The following is a 15,975-nucleotide window of genomic DNA, read 5'->3' as shown; positions in this document are numbered from 1 at the left end:
TGGAGGGATCCCGCAACCGCGAGACCGGTGGCAGCGGCCTGGGCCTGGCCATCGCCCACCGTTTGAGCGGCGCATTGGGCGCGACCTTGAGTTTGCACAAGCGACCCGGTGGTGGCTTGCAGGCCCGCCTGGCCTTGCCCGTGCAGGGGTGAGCTTGCTCAGGGCATGATGCCCACCGTGCCAATCCGCCCTGAACCGATCCTCACCAACGCGGACACGCGCGCCCAGCGTGGCTCGGCTGCCTACCGCAAGATCAGCCTCGCGCTCTTCCTCGCCGGCTTTGCGACCTTCTCGTTGCTTTACTGCGTGCAGCCGTTGCTGCCGGCCTTTGCCCAGGATTTCAGGGTGAGCCCGGCGCAAAGCTCATTGGCCTTGTCCCTGTCGACCGGCTTTCTGGCCGTGGCCATCCTGTGTGCCAGCGCCGTGTCCGAAGTGTTGGGGCGCCGAGGCCTAATGTTCTCCTCCATCTGCGCGGCGGCCTGCCTGAACATCGTGGCCGCCCTGGTGCCCGATTGGCACGCCTTGCTGGTGGCCCGCGCTTTGGAAGGCCTGTTGTTGGGCGGCGTGCCGGCCGTGGCCATGGCCTACCTGGCCGAAGAGATGCACCCCAAGGGCCTGGGCCTGGCGATGGGCTTGTACGTCAGCGGCACCGCCTTTGGCGGCATGATCGGCCGTGTGGGCGTGGGTGTGCTCACCGAGTGGGCCTCCTGGCGCGTGGCGCTGGGCAGCGTGGGCGTGATCGGGCTGTTGGCCGCCGTGGGTTTCATCGCGCTATTGCCGCCGTCGCGGCACTTCGTGCGCCGCCCAAGCTTTGAGGCGGGCTACCACCTGCGGGCCTGGGCCAAACACTTGAGCCACCCAGGCCTGCCATGGCTGTTTGGCGTGGGGTTTTTGATGATGGGGGCCTTCGTCACGGTCTACAACTACGTGGGCTTTCGCCTGATGGCGGCGCCCTATGGCCTGAGCCAGGCGGCCATCAGCCTGGTCTTCACGGCCTACCTGTTTGGCATCGTGGCCTCGTCCACCGCAGGCGCGCTGGCCGACCGCTTGGGGCGCGGTCCGGTCATGACCGCTGGCATCGTGATCGCGGCTCTGGGCCTGGTCCTGACCTTGTCGCACTCGCTGTGGGGCGTGATTGGGGGTATCGCGGGCCTGACGATTGGCTTCTTCATCGCGCATGCCGTGGCCAGTGGCTGGGTGGGGCGCATCGCGCAAGGCCACAAGGGCCACGCGGCCTCGCTGTACCTGCTGGCTTACTACCTGGGCTCCAGCGTGATGGGCTCGGCCGGCGGCTGGTTTTGGGCGGAAGGCGGCTGGCCCGCCGTGGTGGCGTTTGCGGGCGCGTTGTTCGCCCTGGCCTTCATGGCCGCCAGGCGGCTGCGACCGCCTGCGCATTGACTTCAACGAAGACGACGAGGTCAGCCACTGGACCCGAAGATTCGGCCTTTCGAGCGAGGTGCTGAAGAGCGCCATCGACGAGGTGGGCGATCACGCTCACGACATCGATCAGTACCGGCTGGAACAGCAAAGCTCAGGCCACTCACACGCCAGTTGAGCTCAGCGCTTCTGGCCGGTGGCCAGCCCGGCCTCCCCCCTTCAAAGCATTGAGCTACTGCGCTGGGGACCCATGGACGAATTGGCCGACATCGGTCCAAACCGGGATGGGTGGCAATTACCGTGCCTGTAATGAGAATTTGGTCTTTTTTTGGGGAAAGTGCCCATCAATCAGTGAACGCAAATCGGTACCATCCACGCCAGTCAAGCATTACCTGTCATTCATGAACCCCACTTGCGCCGAACGCCTTGCGTTATACGACCAGATTGAAGCCGAATTTGAAGCCATCAAGCAACGCTACCGTGCCAAGCTGGGCCCAGCCGACGTCGCCTACATCAAGGGCTTGCGCCTGAAATCTCGCCTGGCGGAATTGGTGGGCCGTGGACTCATCTGGATCAGCCCCGAGCCCATCACCTTCGGCCTGGGCGTGGCCTTCACCTTGCTGCACCGCAACCTGGAGTCGATTGAAATCGGGCACAACGTGCTGCATGGGCAGTACGACAGCTTTGCCGAGATCCCGCAGTTCCACTCGCACAATTTCAAGTGGAAGGCGCCGGTCGATGAAGAAGGCTGGCGCCGCGAACACAATGGCCTGCACCACGTGCACACCAACGTGTACGAGATGGACCCGGACCTGAACCACGGCATCCTGCGCATGAACGACAAGCAGCCGTGGAACAGCATGCACCGCTGGCAGGTGCCGGTGTACCTGTTCGTCGCCTATCCCATCATGCTGTACGGTTTCAACGCGCAGAACCTGGGCTTTCGCCAGGCCTACCGCGAAGAAAAGTTCCCCCTGGGCAATGAAGGCTATGCGCCGGTGCACCACCCGGGCGTGACCGACGCGCAGCTCAAGCGCCGCCAATGGTTGTCGATCAGCCGCGTGATGTTCAAGGAATACCTGATCTTCCCCGTGTTGGCGCTGGCCACCGGCTATTCCTTCTGGAAGGTGATGCTGGGCAACATGCTGGTCGATGGCATCAACAACTACTGGATCAGCCTGACCATCCAGGCCACGCACCTGACCGAGCCCCTGCAGCCTGAAGATGCCCTCAAGCACAAGGGCCACTGGTACCTCACGCAGCTGGATTCGAGCGTGAACTTCAAGGGCGGGCGCACCATGAGCATCCTGTGGGGCCACCTGAACTACCAGATCGAGCACCACCTTTTCCCCGACATGCCATCGCGACACTACCCGGACATTGCGCTTGAAGTGCAGGAAGTCTGCCAGCGCCACGGCCTGCCCTACAAGTGCAACCCGACCTGGTTTCACGCCATCCGCAACTACCTGGCGGTGATGTGGAAGTTCTCTTTCCCGCCCAAGCCCGAAATGGCGGCGGTTGAGCCCCATGCCGAACCGCTGGGAGCCCAGCGCCATGCTTGACCGCGCCCTGGCCCGCGTCAACGGTTGGGCACTGGACGCGGTTCAACCCCAGTGGGTGGATTACGTGGTCAGCAACACCATGACCGACTTCAACCGCTGGTTCAATGGTTTCTTGTGGACCTACGAGCTCAAGGCGCTGGTGGAGCGGGTCATCGACGAAGCCTCGGGCGTCAAGACCTTCGTGCTGCGGCCCAACCAGCATTGGCGTGGTTTCAAGCCAGGCCAGCACATCGAAGTGTTCCTGCCCGTGGGGGATGAAACGGTTCGCCGTTATTACAGCCTGTCGGCGCTGCCCAAGGGCCGCTTCAGCATCACTGTGAAGCAGGCCGAGCAAGGCCAGGCTTCCCGTTGGATGTACCAGGCTCTGCGCGCCGGCATGAACCTCAAGATCGGCCATCCCCAAGGCCGCTTTTGCCATCAGGGCCAGGCCAAAGTGCTGTTCTTGTGCGCGGGCTCGGGCATCACGCCTTGCCACTCGATCGTCAGCGCTTTGCTTACGCAGCCCGAGTCCGAGCGCCCCGACATCCAGGTGATGGCCCAGTTCCGCCAAGCCCGCGAGGTGATTTTCTCGGAGACCTTGCAGCAATGGGCCCAGGATGGCCTGAAAGTCACCACCGCCCTGAGCGGCTTGGCAGCGGAGCAAGTGTGCCTGCCCAACCTGGCGCCTCGGCTGGACGCGGCGCAGCTTCAACAACATTGCCCCGACCTGCTGGACCGCGACATCTACCTGTGCGGCCCCACCGGCTTCATGGCGCAGATGATTGAACACCTGCGCGGCCTGAATGTGGACCTGGGCCGTGTGCACACCGAGCGTTTCGTGGTGGCAGAGCCGCCGGCATCGTCTGGCGCGGTTTTCGAGACCGCTGGCGCGGAAGTTTTTTTCCAGCACCTGAACGCCCGCATCACCTTGACCGAATCGGACCAGGGCAAGACGCTGCTGCAATTGGGCCTGGACCACGGTGTGTTGCTGGAATCAGGCTGCTGCCAGGGCATGTGCGGCACCTGCAAGCTGACCGTGCATGAAGGTCAGGTCAGTGGCAACTCGCTGGGCAAGGCGGTGTACCTGTGCACCGCTTACCCGGCATCTCGCAACCTGGTGCTGGACGCCTGACCGGCTTGTGCCTTGGCGATGCGTTGGTAGAAGTACAGCGCCAACAAGTTTGGCCTGCGGGGCGTGTCCGAGGTTGATGGGTTTTTGGGCGGGCATGTTGATTGCCCTGTTGAAGATCGACCCCATTTTCAACAGGAGACAGTCCATGCACATTGAAGTCAACACCACCCATCAGATCACCAGCCAGGAAACCTTGAAGGCGGAAGTGGCCGACATGGTTGAGCGCAGCTTGAACCGTTTTTCAGACCACGTGACCACCATTGAAGTGCACCTGGACGACGAGAACGGTGCCAAGGGCGGCCACGACGACATCCGCTGCACGATCGAGGCTCGATTGGTCGGTCAGCAGTCCATCGCCGTGACAGGCCATGCCGCCAATGTGACGCTGGCGGCGAATGGCGCTTCCGGCAAGATGGCGCGTGCCTTGGACAGCGCCATTGGCCGGCATTTTGCCAAGCAGCGCGCCGGCGTGGGCTTGGGGCACTTGCCAAGAACGGCCGAGATTTGAAAAGGCTGGGTGGCCCGGTCTGTTCATTGGCCGATCACCAGGCCATCGGGGTCTAACAGGGCCAGCAGCTCGGGGATGTTGATCGGCTTGGTGAGGTGGGCAGCGAAGCCCGCCTTCTTGCTGCGCAGAATGTCAGAGTGGGTGCCGCTGCCGGTGGCGGCGATGAAAAGGCAGCTGGGTTCGACCTTGAAGCGCAGGTGGGCGGCCAGCTCGTAGCCATCCATGTTGGGCAAGCCGATGTCGAGCACCACCACGTGGGGCTCGAACTGTTCGGCCAGGGCCAGCGCGTGTTCTGCCGTCACGGCGGAACGCACCTCGTGGCCTTCCAGCTCCAGGAGGTCAACCAGCGAATCAACGGTGTCCGAATGATCATCCACAACCAGCACGCGCTTGCTCATTTTTACCACCTCAACCCGCCAAAAACATCGCCGGATCTTAACCCCTTCGGGGGCTGTTCAATGCGCGGCGGTGGCGGTGTTTTGCAGGCCAATGGGGGCCCCTGAGGGCGGCCTGTCAGCTTTGGGAAACCCGGCGGGCGGGCACCGCGTCGCAGTGGTCGAACTGCATCGAATACTGCGCACGGCCAGATGGCCACGCCCGACCGCGAGGCACGCCGCACACCGGCTTCCACCACTTTGTTTCTTGTGCACGTCCGGTGCTGACGTTCACGCCGTATGCAGCGCCTTGCTCAGGCCCGGTTGGTCCGCTTGCGACTTGGGCTCGACCGCGATGTCGCCCGCGCCAATCTCCGTGCGAACCTGGAAACCCTCTCCTTGTTGCCTGTGTTGGCGGCAGTGCGGCGTTGGCCGATGGGCCAAAAGCCCAGCGCCCAGCGCCCTGCGCCCAGAGGTCGCGTGTTGTGGTCAACCTTGTTGGGCTGAGCCGTAGAAGATGTCGCGGTAACCGACATAGCCAGTGATGAGCACGACCGGCAGCAGCACCAGCCAGCCCAGGCCGAGGGGGATGGTCGCCACCACGGCCCAGATGAGGTAGCTCAGGATCCAGACCAGAGAAGCCGGAACGTTTTTGAAGCTGGCCTTGAAGCTCATCATCAAGGCTTGTGGCACGGGCACATTCCGCTCGTGGATCAGGTAAGGCGAGAACACGATGGTGCTCATGGCCAGGACCATGGCCGCGAAGTAGCCCAGCACCAGAAGGCCGCCGGCCGAGAACACCTGGTGCATGGCCATCTGCCGCTCGGCCATGCTGCCCAGGAACATCGCCGTCACGCTGGCGGCGCTGAACAGGAAGACCACGCCCATGCTCAGCATCATGATGAGCAGGTACAGCAAGCCCGCCATCAGCAGTGCGCCTGGGCGCCGTTTGAAGCCATCGAACACCTGGCTGATTTCAAAGCGACCATCGCGCATGAGGCTGTGGGCGCAGGAGCCCAATCCGGCCATGGCGATCGGGAAGACGATCGAGGTCAGCAGGTTCAGCAAGGGGATCATGGACACGAGCACGAGCAGGCCGAAGCTCAGCAGCAAAACGCCCCACCAGGCAAAGGGCTGGGCCTTGAACAGGCGCCAGGCCACGCCAAACCAGCGCCAGCCTGCCCCGGCCGGGCAAGAGCGGCCTTCGGGGTTGAACTGGTCGGCATCCAGCGGATCGCCGACCAGGATGTCGCGCACTTCGGTGCGGGGCGGCGCGTAGTGGTTGTGTTCGGTCATTTTTGGGTTCCCTGTGGTTTGATGATCGGAGATCATCCCTCGACTTCGTGTCAAATGCAGGCATGGAACACCCCAACAACACCGAACAGCGCCTGACGGACCTGGAAATCAAGGCCAGTTTCACGGAGGATCTGGTGGACAGCCTGAACCAGATCGTGGTTCGGCAGCAGCAACAAATCGACCTGTTGATGGCGGAGGTCAGCCACCTGAGGCGCCAGGAGCCCGACGGCGGGGCCGGCGGATTTCGCAGCCTGCGTGAAGAGCTGCCTCCGCACTACTGAGGCGTGAAATTGGTGGTGTCAACGTTGGCCATGGCCTCCGGCTTGCATGTTGAGCTTGTGTACAAGATTGAAGGCGCCAAATGGGCATCGCCGAGCAGATGCCTGCCCGCGAAGGCCTGATCGACACCGAGCGCCTGCTTTTAGGTGGGTACGCCCATCGGCGAAATCTGAGCGTTTGGCCCCGGGCCTCGATACACAGGGCATGAAATGCTGCCTTGTTCGGGTCTTCATCGGACAGGCCGACTGTTTAGAGTTGGTTTTGCATTCGTCTCACTTCTGCCCCGGTTTTGCCCATGTTCATGCCTCGCGGCCGTTTCCCCTTGTCCAGAGTCCGTGGAGCCTTCGCACGCTTCGTGGCCCGCTGGCGGCCGGATCCTGCGCACGTGGACACGCCGCAGGGGCACCGTCGGCGCATCTTCAACACCGCCGCCCTGGCCCTGACCGTGGTGGCCGCGATCACCGGCGTGGCGGGTTTTGCCTTGCAGCTCAACAGCGTGACGCAGAACGCGCACGAGCACCTGTCCAGGGCTTTGAGTGACCGCCGCCTGGTGCTGCAAGAGGCCTTGAGCAACGCGGCCGACAAGGCCCTGCTGGTGGGGTCCAACCCCCTGGTGATCAATGCCCTGCTGAAAGACTCGTCCGGCGCTGGCCTGAGGCTCATCGCGGAAAGCCTCTTGCACCAGGGCTTCTCCCACGTCGCGCTTGAAAGCCCGACAGGGACCTTGTCATTGGCGGGCCGCTTCATGGGCCGGCCATCACTGGAGGTGCCGATTCAGGGCCGCCTGGCCGGCAGCCTGGCCTGGCGAGACGGCTACGTCGTTCGCCATCGGCAAGCCATCCAAGGCGCCCAAGGCGTGGCAGTCTACCTGCTCACCGAACAACCCTTGACGGTGTTGGCGCTCTTGTCCACCGAGGTTAAAAACTGGGGCACCACCTTCGACATGGGTTTGTGCGCGGACGGTGGCCATGATCGCATCAACTGCTTTCCGCAGAGGGTGATGCGCGAGGTGTTCAGCATGCCCAAGTCCGTGAAGGGCCAGCCCTTGTCCATGGCCCTGGCCCTGGCCGGCCAAACCGGGGTGACGGCCAGATTGGATTTCCGCCAGCACCAGGTGGTGGCCGCTTACGCGCCGGTGGGCAGCTCCGGCCTGGGCATGGTGCTCAAGGTGGATTCGGACGAGTTGTACGCGCCAGCGCGCCAGCAGTTCCTGGTGGCGCTGCCGGTGATCGCGCTGACCGTGTTGGCGGGCTTGTGGGCCTTGCGGCTGAGGTTGCGGCCCATGGTCCAGGCCTTGATCCAGACCCGCCAGAAGGCTCAGGCCAACGAGGCACGCTTCATCGCCGCGATGGAAAGCGGCCTGGACGCCTTTTTCATCCTGCGCGCCGAGCGCAACTCGCAAGGGGTCATCGTTGATTTCAGATTCACTTACGTGACGGTGCGGGGCGCCGCCTTGATCTCGCGGTCGCTCTCGCCCGCGCAGGTCGAGGGCCAACTGCTGTGCGAGTTGCTGCCCGTCAACCGCACCCATGGTTTATTCGACAAGTTCAAGGGGGTGGTCGAGACCGGCGTCCCGTTGGCCGAGGAGTTCCCCATCGAGCAGGCCGGGGTGCTGGCCATCTGGATCAGCCACCAGGTGGTCAGGATGGGCGATGACAGCATCGCCATCACCTCGCGCGATGTCTCCGAACGCAAGCAGGCCCAGGAGGCCATCCGCCAAAGCGAGGAACTGCTGCGCCTGGTCACCGACAACGTGCCCGCGCTGATCGCCTACCTGGACGAGGGTGAGCGCTTTTTGTTCATCAACCGGGGTGGCGCCGAGCTGTATGGGCGCCCCGTGCAGGACATCGTCGGCAAGACCGTGCTGGAGGTGGTGGGGCCGCAGAACTACGCGGCCATGCAAGCCCCGATCGCGACCGTGCGAACCGGGCAAGCCGTGACCTATGAGCGTGAGCTGATGCGGGCCGATGGTGTGCGCCATCTGCTGAGCAGCTACTTTCCAAGGCTGGACGAGCATGGCGATGTCCATGTGTGCGTGCTGACGCATGACATCACCGCCCGCAAGCAAATGGAAGAGGCCTTGGCCACCAGCCAGGCACGCCTGAAAGAGGTGACTGACAACGTGCCGGCGCTGATCTCCTACATCGACACCGAACACCGCTTCCGCTTTGCCAACCGGGCCTACCAGGATTGGCTGGGGGTGGATCCGCAAGGCCTGATCGGGCGCAGCCTGCTGGAGTTGTACGGTGATGAGGCCTACGCGGGCATCCGGCCTTATCTGGAGCGCGCCTTGGCGGGCGAGGTGGTTCTGTACGAGCGCGACCTGCTGTGCCTGAGTGGCGTGCGTCAAGTCCAGGTCACCATGAGCCCGCACCGCAACCACGATGACAAGATCGTGGGCCTGTATGTGCTGATGAACGACATCGGCGCGCTCAAGCAGGCCGAGAAGCTATCGGCCCGCAGCGAAGAGCGGCTGACCTTGGCCCTGGAGGGTTCGCACCTGGCCTTGTTCGACTGGGATCTGACCCGCCAGCAGGTCTTCCACAGTGCCCACTGGGCCAGCATGCTGGGCGGCCCAGCGCAGCAGTCCACCATCAGCCTGGCGCTCCTCAGCCAGCTGGTGCACCCGGATGACTTGCCCATGGTGATGGCCAAGGTCTCGGACGCGGTCAAAGGGGTGGTGCCTTTCTACAGCGCGGAGCACCGTGTCCGCACCAGCACGGGCCAGTGGTTGTGGATTTTGAGCCGAGGCCGGGTGGTCGAGCGGGATGCCAACGGACGGGCCATCCGCTTGTCTGGCACCAACGCAGACATCACCGAGCAAAAGGCCCTGGAGGTGCAACTGCAACGCCTGGCCGAGCTCGACACCCTGACGGGTTTGCCCAACCGAGCTTTGTTCAACGACCGGCTTCAAAGCGCGCTGGCACGCGGCGGCCGCCATGCATCGCCCGTGGCTTTGCTGCTGTTGGACATCGACTACTTCAAGCAGATCAACGACAGCCTGGGCCACGACGCAGGCGATGCCGTGCTGCAGGAGTTCGGTCGCCGGCTGTTGACTGCGGTGCGCCTGACCGACACCGTGGCACGCTTGGGCGGTGACGAGTTCAGCATCATCCTGCAAGAGTTGCACTCGGTCAGCGAGGTCGAGATGATCGCGGCCAAGGTGGTGGCGGCGATGGCAGAAGATTTTGTCCACGCTGGGCAGTCATTGCGGGTGACGACCAGCGTGGGCGTGGCCTACCTGGGCCATCCCACCGATGAAGCGCCGGCCAGCCTGATCAAACTGGCCGACCAGGCCCTGTACGCGGCCAAGTCGGCGGGACGAAACAACTACCAGCTGGCCGAAATGGCTTGACTGCCGGTCGGTCAGCGCTTCTTGAGGGCATCGGCGATGCGCTTGACGCGGCGCTGGGCGGCGCTGTTCACCAGGAACCGTTCCAGGGCATTGGCGTCGGTCAGCACCTGGGCACCTTCGAGCCGGCAACTGGCTTGCAACTGGCTCAGTGCTGGGGCTGACATGGATTTCTGGGCCTGCTTGGCCGCGTCCAGCAACTGATCGGCCTCGGGCTTGCGCAGGCCATCCTGGTAGGCGATGCCGATGAGGGCGAAACCGCTTTGCGTCAGCTTCAGCAGTTCGGCTTCGACGCTGCGATCGCCGGTTTTCAGCCGGGCTGCCAGGGGTTCGGCCTGGGTGGTCAAGGCGGCGACGCAGGCGGCGCGGTGCTCGTGAGATGGGTTGGGTTCGGCGGCAAGGGCCGTGGTCGCCATGATGCTGCTCAGCAAGCAAGCCATGGCGGGTCTGGCGTGGCAAAAGGTCATCAAGGCTCCGGTGCCGCATCAAGGCGGCGGGTCAGATTCATTCTGCCACTCAATGCGGCGTGTGCTCACCCAGCAAAAAGGGGGCCATCTCTTTGCGCATCTGGTGTGTCAACTGGTGGCACGAGGCCAGGGCAAAATAAGCGCGCTCGTCCGCGTCCACGGCCCTTTCGATGGCGGGCAGCAAAAACAGCCGTTCGCGTTCGTTTTGCAAGCCTAGAGTGGCGCACAGCACGGCCAACGCGGCATCCAGTCCGGCCACCTCAACCCGATGCGCCATCACATCGGAAAGCAACTCGCGGATTTGTTCGTAGTGGGCCGAGAAAACATCGGGCAAATGTCGGCCTGTGAAGGTACGCAACATGGGCAGCACGGTTTTCTCAACGATGGCCATGTGCCCGTTGAGAGACAGGTAAAGGTCGTTGGTCAACTGTTGCTTCTTCCGGAAATCCTGGGTGGTTTGTACCTTGTTGACCAAGTCTTTGAGGACGGCGATGTCCTCGCTCAGCACGGGTATCAGGTCGTGGTGCATTGGGCCTCCCAGGGGCATGAATGGTTCAAGTGCTCTTAAGCAGCAAACAGCGTGCCCGTCCTGATTTTTGGACAAATTTTCACTTTCACCCAGGAATATGAATTGCCCTGATCGTTGACGAACGCGCCTGAGATGGGCGCCCTCACCGGCAAAAAAGGAGCCCACCATGCCCATTGACACCCCCCAGGCCCTGGAAGATGACGACGCTGTGCAGGCGGGAGATCGCCTGCAGCCCGCCACCATGCCCGCGCAGCATTTGAATAGCCAGCCAGGTTTGGAAGCCCAATTGCAATTGAAGCCGCAATTTTTGGCACCCGGTTATATAGGCAGCCAAAAATTGGCCGGTAAAACGGCGCTGATCACGGGTGGAGACTCGGGCATCGGGCGCGCCGTGGCGGTGCTGTTTGCGCGCGAGGGCGCCAGCGTGGCCATCATCTACCTCAATGAGCATGAAGACGCGAAAGAAACGGCGCGCCTGATCGAGCGCGAAGGCCAGGCCAGTTTGTTGATCGCGGGCGACGTGAAAGACGCGGATTTTTGCGTTCGGGCCGTGGAGGATACGGTGGACACCTTCGGCAAACTGGACGTCCTGGTCAACAACGCGGCCTATCAACAGCACACGCATTCGATTGAATTGCTGAGCGAAGAGCGCTTTGATGAAACTTTGCGCACCAATGTATACGGCTATTTCCACATGGCCAAGGCAGCGGTGCCGTACCTGCAGCAAGGTGCTTCCATCATCAACACGGGTTCGGTGACCGGGCTGAATGGCAGTGCCGATCTGCTCGATTATTCGATGACCAAGGGGGCCATCCATTCCTTCACAAAGTCACTCGCGCAGAACCTGTTGGACAAGGGCATCCGCGTGAATGCGGTAGCGCCAGGCCCCGTGTGGACGCCACTGAATCCCGCTGACCTGCCGGCGGACCAGGTGGAAGACTTTGGCAAGAAAACCCAGATGAAGCGTGCCGCACAACCCGAGGAAATTTCGCCGGCCTACGTGTTCCTCGCGTCACCGGTTTGCTCGGGCTACATCACTGGCATCGTGTTGCCCATCACGGGCAGTGTGGGTGCCATCTGATTGAAGAGATTGGCCCCGCCTTGCTAAAAGGCAGGGGCCTTGGGGCGATGGCTTTAAGTCACGGCGTCGGCCTCCTCTTCGTGCAGCTTCAGCGAAATCACCAGCAGGCCTTGTTCATCGACTCGGGCCTCGACACTGCGTGAATCGACCTTGTTGAGCAGGTCGATGGATTCGTTGAAGTGGGTGGACGACGTCCCGTCTTCCGAGAAATTGCATTCGCCCGAGATCAGCAGCTGGCCATCGCGGATCTCCACTTCGATGTCATTCTCGGTGGTGCCTGGCAGCAGGACAGTGACTTGCACAGACGGGTCATCGCTCGATACGTCGAAGTCAGGGTTCCAGTCAACGGGCTCTTTGGCGACCAGCATGCGCCGTCTTTCCAGCCCGCCCCACATGAAGCCGCCAAAGCCTGCGTCGAACTGCTCGGTCAAACGCCGCATCTGCTTCAAAGGCGCGGTAAAAGCATTCAACATGGAGTTGACCCAAAGGCTGGCGGCGCTGCCCAGTTTGACCTCCAGTGATTGGGCGAACTCTTGGTTGATGAGGGCCTGTGGTCAGCTGGGGTGGCTCATGGCATAGGCGGGGCCCAGCACGTCGGCGCCCACGTCCAAGCCCACGTGTTGGCCGGAGCCCTCGTCGGGGTCATCATCCGTGTTCTGCAGCCCGGCCGCAGGCTGGCCCTGCACCAGTTTGGCAAAGCGATTACGATCTGCCTCGATCTCCTGGTTCACGTCATGGACCCTGGTCTGCGCCCCCAAGACCGTTGGGGTGGTGCACGCTGACGGTGACGGTGGTGCAGCGACCATCTTCAATGGGGGTGAAGCGCACGGTGGCATTGCTTCGCACGCCTTTCAAGGTTTGCCAGGAGATGAATTTGTTTTCTTCTTGCTCGGTGATCTCGGTGTCATGGGTGCTGCCCATGAAATCCGGAAAGTTGGAAAACTGCGACCACACGTTGTAGACGTCTTCAACTGGTGCGCTCACATCGATGGATTTTTCCAGGTTGATGGTCATGTTGGCTTCCTCAAGTTGCCATGGGACTGCAGCCTTGCTGGGCAAATGCCATTCCCGCTCGCGACCCAGCCGCTGCCGGAGCTGAGGCCCTGGGTCGCGTAAGTTCTTCGGAAAAAGCTGCCGCAACAGGCAGGCTCACCACGCCGCGTCGTTGAATGGCTGTATGGGTATACAGTTTCGGGATGCTTTCCGATATTGCCCCCACTTCCATCGGCCGTGTCCACCGAGCCCGCTTGATGCAGATCTGGCGCTCGGCCGGTTGGCCCTGCCGCGATGCCATCGAGATCGACCTGTTGGCCGCTGGTCTGGTGTCATTGCGCGCGACACCGGAAGGCCACGAAACCGTGCACCTGACGCAGGCCGGCTTTCAGTGGCTGGCCCTGGCCCGCCAGCAAAATCGCCGAGCCTTGAGTGCGCACGATCGCTTGGCGGAAAAGGTCGCCGTGCATTTGATGGACGCGGGCAGGGTGGTGTGGCGCGAGCTCTCCTTGCGTGCCCGTGTGGAGGCCGAGGTCGATGGCGTGCAGAAGGTGCCCTGCGAGCCGATGCCCTACCCCAAGGCCCTGTGGCCCGAGGAAGAAGCTGCCATTGAGCGCAAGGCGTCCTGGCGCATGGCCCGCCCGGATGTTTTCTCGGTGCGCAACACCTCGGTGCAGGCCTACCTGCAACCCGTGGTCCACGAGGTCAAGGCCAGCCGTGCAGACCTGTTGTCCGACCTGCGCCATGTGGCCAAACGCCAGTCCTACCAATGGCTGTGCTGCGAGTGCTACTACGTGTTCCCGGCTGGCGTTGCCGGGCTTGAGGAGATTCCGCCGGAGTTTGGCGTGTGGCTGCTGCACGGTACCCTTGAAGACGGCCGGTTTGAAATGGCCCGGCCAGCTCGGCATGCACCTTGCGAATTGCCTTTCGCAGTGTGGCTGGCCTTGGCCAAGGCCACGCCGATGCGACTTGAGGTTGATGAGCCAGCGCAAGCCAGTCTGGACAATGAGGTGGGCGCTTGAAGTACACCGTGGCGGTTCGGGCTTTGTGCGAGTTCACCGCCAAGCAAGGCGACCTGGACCTGCGCTTCACACCCTCGCCCACGGCGCAAGAGGGCATGGCCGGACACCTGCTGGTGGCCTCGCGGCGGGGCGCCTCTTACGAGTCTGAGGTCACCTTGAATGGTGAACACAAGCACTTGCTGGTGCGCGGCCGCGCCGATGGCTACGACGCAACACTGAACCGCCTGGAAGAGATCAAGACCTTTCGAGGCCGCCTGGACCGCCAGCCCGATAATCACCGGCACTTGCATTGGGCGCAGCTCCAGGTCTATGGCTGGCTGCTGTGCCAGGCGCGCGGCCTGAGCGAGGTGGAACTGGCCCTGGTCTATTTCGACATCGGCTCGCAGGACGAAACCGTGCTGCGCCAGCATTGCACCGCTGTGGCGCTTCAACAGCACTTTGAAGCGCAGTGCGAGCGCTTCCTGGATTGGGCCGATCAGGAGCTGGCGCACCGTGCCGCCCGCGACTGGGCACTCACCGCCTTGCCGTTTCCCCATGCCGAGTTCCGCACCGGCCAGCGCGCTTTGGCCGAGGCCGTCTACAAGGCCAACAGCGCCGGCCGATGCCTGATGGTGCAGGCCCCCACCGGCATTGGCAAAACCATTGGCACGGTCTTTCCGCTGCTCAAGGCTTGTCCCACTCAGAAGCTGGAAAAGGTGTTTTTCCTGACGGCCAAGACCTCGGGGCGCGGCGTGGCCATGAACGCCCTTGATTTGATCAAGCGCAGCGCGCCCGCCTTGCCCTTGCGCGTCATCGAGTTGGTGGCCAAGGACAAGGCCTGCGAGCACCCTGACAAGGCCTGCCATGGCGCCTCATGCCCTTTGGCGCAAGGCTTTTACGACCGGCTGCCGCAGGCCCGCAGCGCAGCCGCAGCCGCCGGCTCCCTGGACAAAGCCACCCTGCGCAGCGTGGCCCTGGCCCACCAGGTCTGCCCCTATTACCTGGGCCAGGAAATGGTGAAATGGAGCGACGCGGTGGTGGGCGACTACAACCACTACTTCGACCTGAACGCCATGCTGCATGGCATGACGGTGGGCCAGCCCTGGCGCGTCAGCGTGCTGGTGGACGAGGCGCACAACCTGGTCGAGCGGGCCCGCAAGATGTACACGGCATCGCTGGACCAAACCAGCTTGGGCGCGGCGCGCCGGTCGGCCCCCGCGCTGGTCAAGAAAGCGCTCGACCGTTTGCATAAAAGCTGGAAAGCCACCCACCAAGGGCAGCTGGACGACTACCAGGTGCACGCGCAGGTGCCCGAGGCCTTCATGTTCAAGCTGCAGCAGGCCACCAACGCCATCACCGAACACCTGAGCGAGCACCCGACCCTGGTCGATGAAGCCTTGCAGAACTTCTACTTCGAGGCCTTGCACTTCACGCGCCTGAGCGAATCCTTTGGCGAGCATTCGCTGTTCGACATCACCAAGTCCGGCAAGCAATCCACCCTGTGCATTCGCAACGTGGTGCCCGCCAGCTTTCTGCGGCCGCGCTTCGCCACCGCACACTCGGTCACCTTGTTCTCGGCCACCTTGCGGCCCCAGCAGTTCTATGGCGACCTGCTCGGCTTGCCCGACAACACCGCCTGGATCGATGTCGACTCGCCCTTCAGCCATGAGCAACTGAGCGTGCAGGTGGCCGCCCACATCTCGACCCGCTACCAGCACCGGCAGGCTTCTTTGGGCCCCGTGGTGGACGTGATGGCCCGGCAATATGAACAGCAGCCCGGCAACTACCTGGCCTTCTTCAGCAGCTTTGATTACCTTGAGCAGGCATTGGCCCGGCTGCAAACGCGCCACCCCAGCCTGCCGGTTTGGGCGCAGCAGCGCCAGATGAACGAGGCCGCGCGCCAGGCCTTTCTGCAGCAATTTGATGCCAAGGGGCAGGGCATTGGCTTTGCCGTGTTGGGCGGCGTGTTTGGCGAGGGCATTGACCTGCCCGGAAAAAGGCTCATCGGCGCCTTCATCGCCACGCTGGGGTTACCGCAGTTTGAT

At 62.9% G+C, this 15,975-nt stretch carries 18 protein-coding genes; 11 read left to right on the top strand and 7 right to left on the bottom strand.

Annotated elements, in window-relative coordinates:
• The 6 genes from H7225_RS01855 to H7225_RS01835 all read left to right on the top strand — a co-directional run.
• Positions 1-152: ATP-binding protein (locus H7225_RS01855; RefSeq protein WP_366481277.1), on the top strand; the 152-nt coding region annotated here is incomplete at its 5' end.
• A 13-nt stretch (positions 153-165) separates the two neighbouring features.
• Positions 166-1,398 (top strand): MFS transporter, encoded by a 1,233-nt coding sequence (locus H7225_RS01850; protein WP_290658988.1) that lies wholly within the window; start codon positions 166-168, stop codon positions 1,396-1,398.
• Complete coding sequence (locus H7225_RS18295) at positions 1,334-1,555, top strand: DUF3606 domain-containing protein (protein ID WP_366481276.1); 222 nt, start codon at positions 1,334-1,336, stop codon at positions 1,553-1,555. The genes H7225_RS01850 and H7225_RS18295 overlap by 65 nt, the downstream gene beginning before the upstream one ends.
• A 223-nt stretch (positions 1,556-1,778) precedes the next feature.
• The gene (locus tag H7225_RS01845; RefSeq protein ID WP_290658986.1) at positions 1,779-2,939 is read left to right on the top strand and encodes an acyl-CoA desaturase; all 1,161 of its coding nucleotides are present in this window, start codon (positions 1,779-1,781) and stop codon (positions 2,937-2,939) included.
• Positions 2,905-4,050 carry an iron-sulfur cluster-binding domain-containing protein gene (locus H7225_RS01840; protein WP_290658984.1) on the top strand — a complete coding sequence of 382 codons (1,146 nt, stop codon included), beginning with the start codon at positions 2,905-2,907 and terminating at the stop codon, positions 4,048-4,050. Before H7225_RS01845 ends, H7225_RS01840 begins: the two co-directional genes overlap by 35 nt.
• A 145-nt stretch (positions 4,051-4,195) precedes the next feature.
• Positions 4,196-4,558 (top strand): HPF/RaiA family ribosome-associated protein, encoded by a 363-nt coding sequence (locus tag H7225_RS01835; protein ID WP_290658982.1) that lies wholly within the window; start codon positions 4,196-4,198, stop codon positions 4,556-4,558.
• A gap of 23 nt (positions 4,559-4,581) precedes the next feature.
• Here H7225_RS01835 and H7225_RS01830 read toward each other — a convergent pair whose 3' ends face one another.
• Positions 4,582-4,956 (bottom strand): response regulator, encoded by a 375-nt coding sequence (locus H7225_RS01830; protein WP_290658981.1) that lies wholly within the window; start codon positions 4,954-4,956, stop codon positions 4,582-4,584.
• A 465-nt stretch (positions 4,957-5,421) separates the two neighbouring features.
• Positions 5,422-6,228 carry a BPSS1780 family membrane protein gene (locus tag H7225_RS01825; RefSeq protein ID WP_290658980.1) on the bottom strand — a complete coding sequence of 269 codons (807 nt, stop codon included), beginning with the start codon at positions 6,226-6,228 and terminating at the stop codon, positions 5,422-5,424.
• Positions 6,229-6,290: 62 nt separating this feature from the next.
• Between H7225_RS01825 and H7225_RS01820 the strand changes: the two genes are divergently transcribed.
• Positions 6,291-6,509, top strand: a complete 219-nt coding sequence (locus tag H7225_RS01820) for a SlyX family protein (protein ID WP_290658979.1) — start codon at positions 6,291-6,293, stop codon at positions 6,507-6,509.
• Between the two features lie 293 nt (positions 6,510-6,802).
• Positions 6,803-9,862, top strand: coding sequence for a diguanylate cyclase (locus H7225_RS01815; RefSeq protein ID WP_290658977.1), 3,060 nt, complete (start codon positions 6,803-6,805; stop codon positions 9,860-9,862).
• 11 nt (positions 9,863-9,873) lie between these two features.
• On the opposite strand, the gene H7225_RS01810 is transcribed toward H7225_RS01815, so the two are convergent.
• Complete coding sequence (locus H7225_RS01810; RefSeq protein WP_290658976.1) at positions 9,874-10,299, bottom strand: hypothetical protein; 426 nt, start codon at positions 10,297-10,299, stop codon at positions 9,874-9,876.
• A 76-nt stretch (positions 10,300-10,375) separates the two neighbouring features.
• The gene (locus tag H7225_RS01805) at positions 10,376-10,855 is read right to left on the bottom strand and encodes a hypothetical protein (RefSeq protein WP_290658975.1); all 480 of its coding nucleotides are present in this window, start codon (positions 10,853-10,855) and stop codon (positions 10,376-10,378) included.
• A 166-nt stretch (positions 10,856-11,021) separates the two neighbouring features.
• On the opposite strand from H7225_RS01805, the gene H7225_RS01800 reads away from it, so the two are divergent.
• Entirely contained in the window at positions 11,022-11,936 is a 915-nt protein-coding gene (locus H7225_RS01800; RefSeq protein WP_290658974.1) for an SDR family oxidoreductase, read from the top strand.
• A 53-nt stretch (positions 11,937-11,989) separates the two neighbouring features.
• Here H7225_RS01800 and H7225_RS01795 read toward each other — a convergent pair whose 3' ends face one another.
• The 3 genes from H7225_RS01795 to H7225_RS01785 all read right to left on the bottom strand — a co-directional run bounded on the left by H7225_RS01795 (position 11,990) and on the right by H7225_RS01785 (position 12,950).
• Positions 11,990-12,409, bottom strand: coding sequence for an Hsp20 family protein (locus tag H7225_RS01795; protein ID WP_290658972.1), 420 nt, complete (start codon positions 12,407-12,409; stop codon positions 11,990-11,992).
• An 81-nt stretch (positions 12,410-12,490) separates the two neighbouring features.
• Positions 12,491-12,667, bottom strand: a complete 177-nt coding sequence (locus H7225_RS01790; protein WP_290658970.1) for a hypothetical protein — start codon at positions 12,665-12,667, stop codon at positions 12,491-12,493.
• A 1-nt stretch (position 12,668) separates the two neighbouring features.
• Complete coding sequence (locus H7225_RS01785) at positions 12,669-12,950, bottom strand: SRPBCC family protein (protein ID WP_290658968.1); 282 nt, start codon at positions 12,948-12,950, stop codon at positions 12,669-12,671.
• A 182-nt stretch (positions 12,951-13,132) separates the two neighbouring features.
• On the opposite strand from H7225_RS01785, the gene H7225_RS01780 reads away from it, so the two are divergent.
• Positions 13,133-13,951, top strand: coding sequence for a hypothetical protein (locus H7225_RS01780; protein WP_290658967.1), 819 nt, complete (start codon positions 13,133-13,135; stop codon positions 13,949-13,951).
• The coding region (locus H7225_RS01775; protein ID WP_290658965.1) for a helicase C-terminal domain-containing protein at positions 13,948-15,975 on the top strand (2,028 nt) is incomplete at its 3' end. The genes H7225_RS01780 and H7225_RS01775, both read left to right, overlap by 4 nt.

It is taken from the genome of Aquabacterium sp., from assembly GCF_014378415.1.
GTDB lineage: Bacteria > Pseudomonadota > Gammaproteobacteria > Burkholderiales > Burkholderiaceae_C > Aquabacterium.
This window is presented reverse-complemented; position numbering and strand designations above follow the sequence as displayed.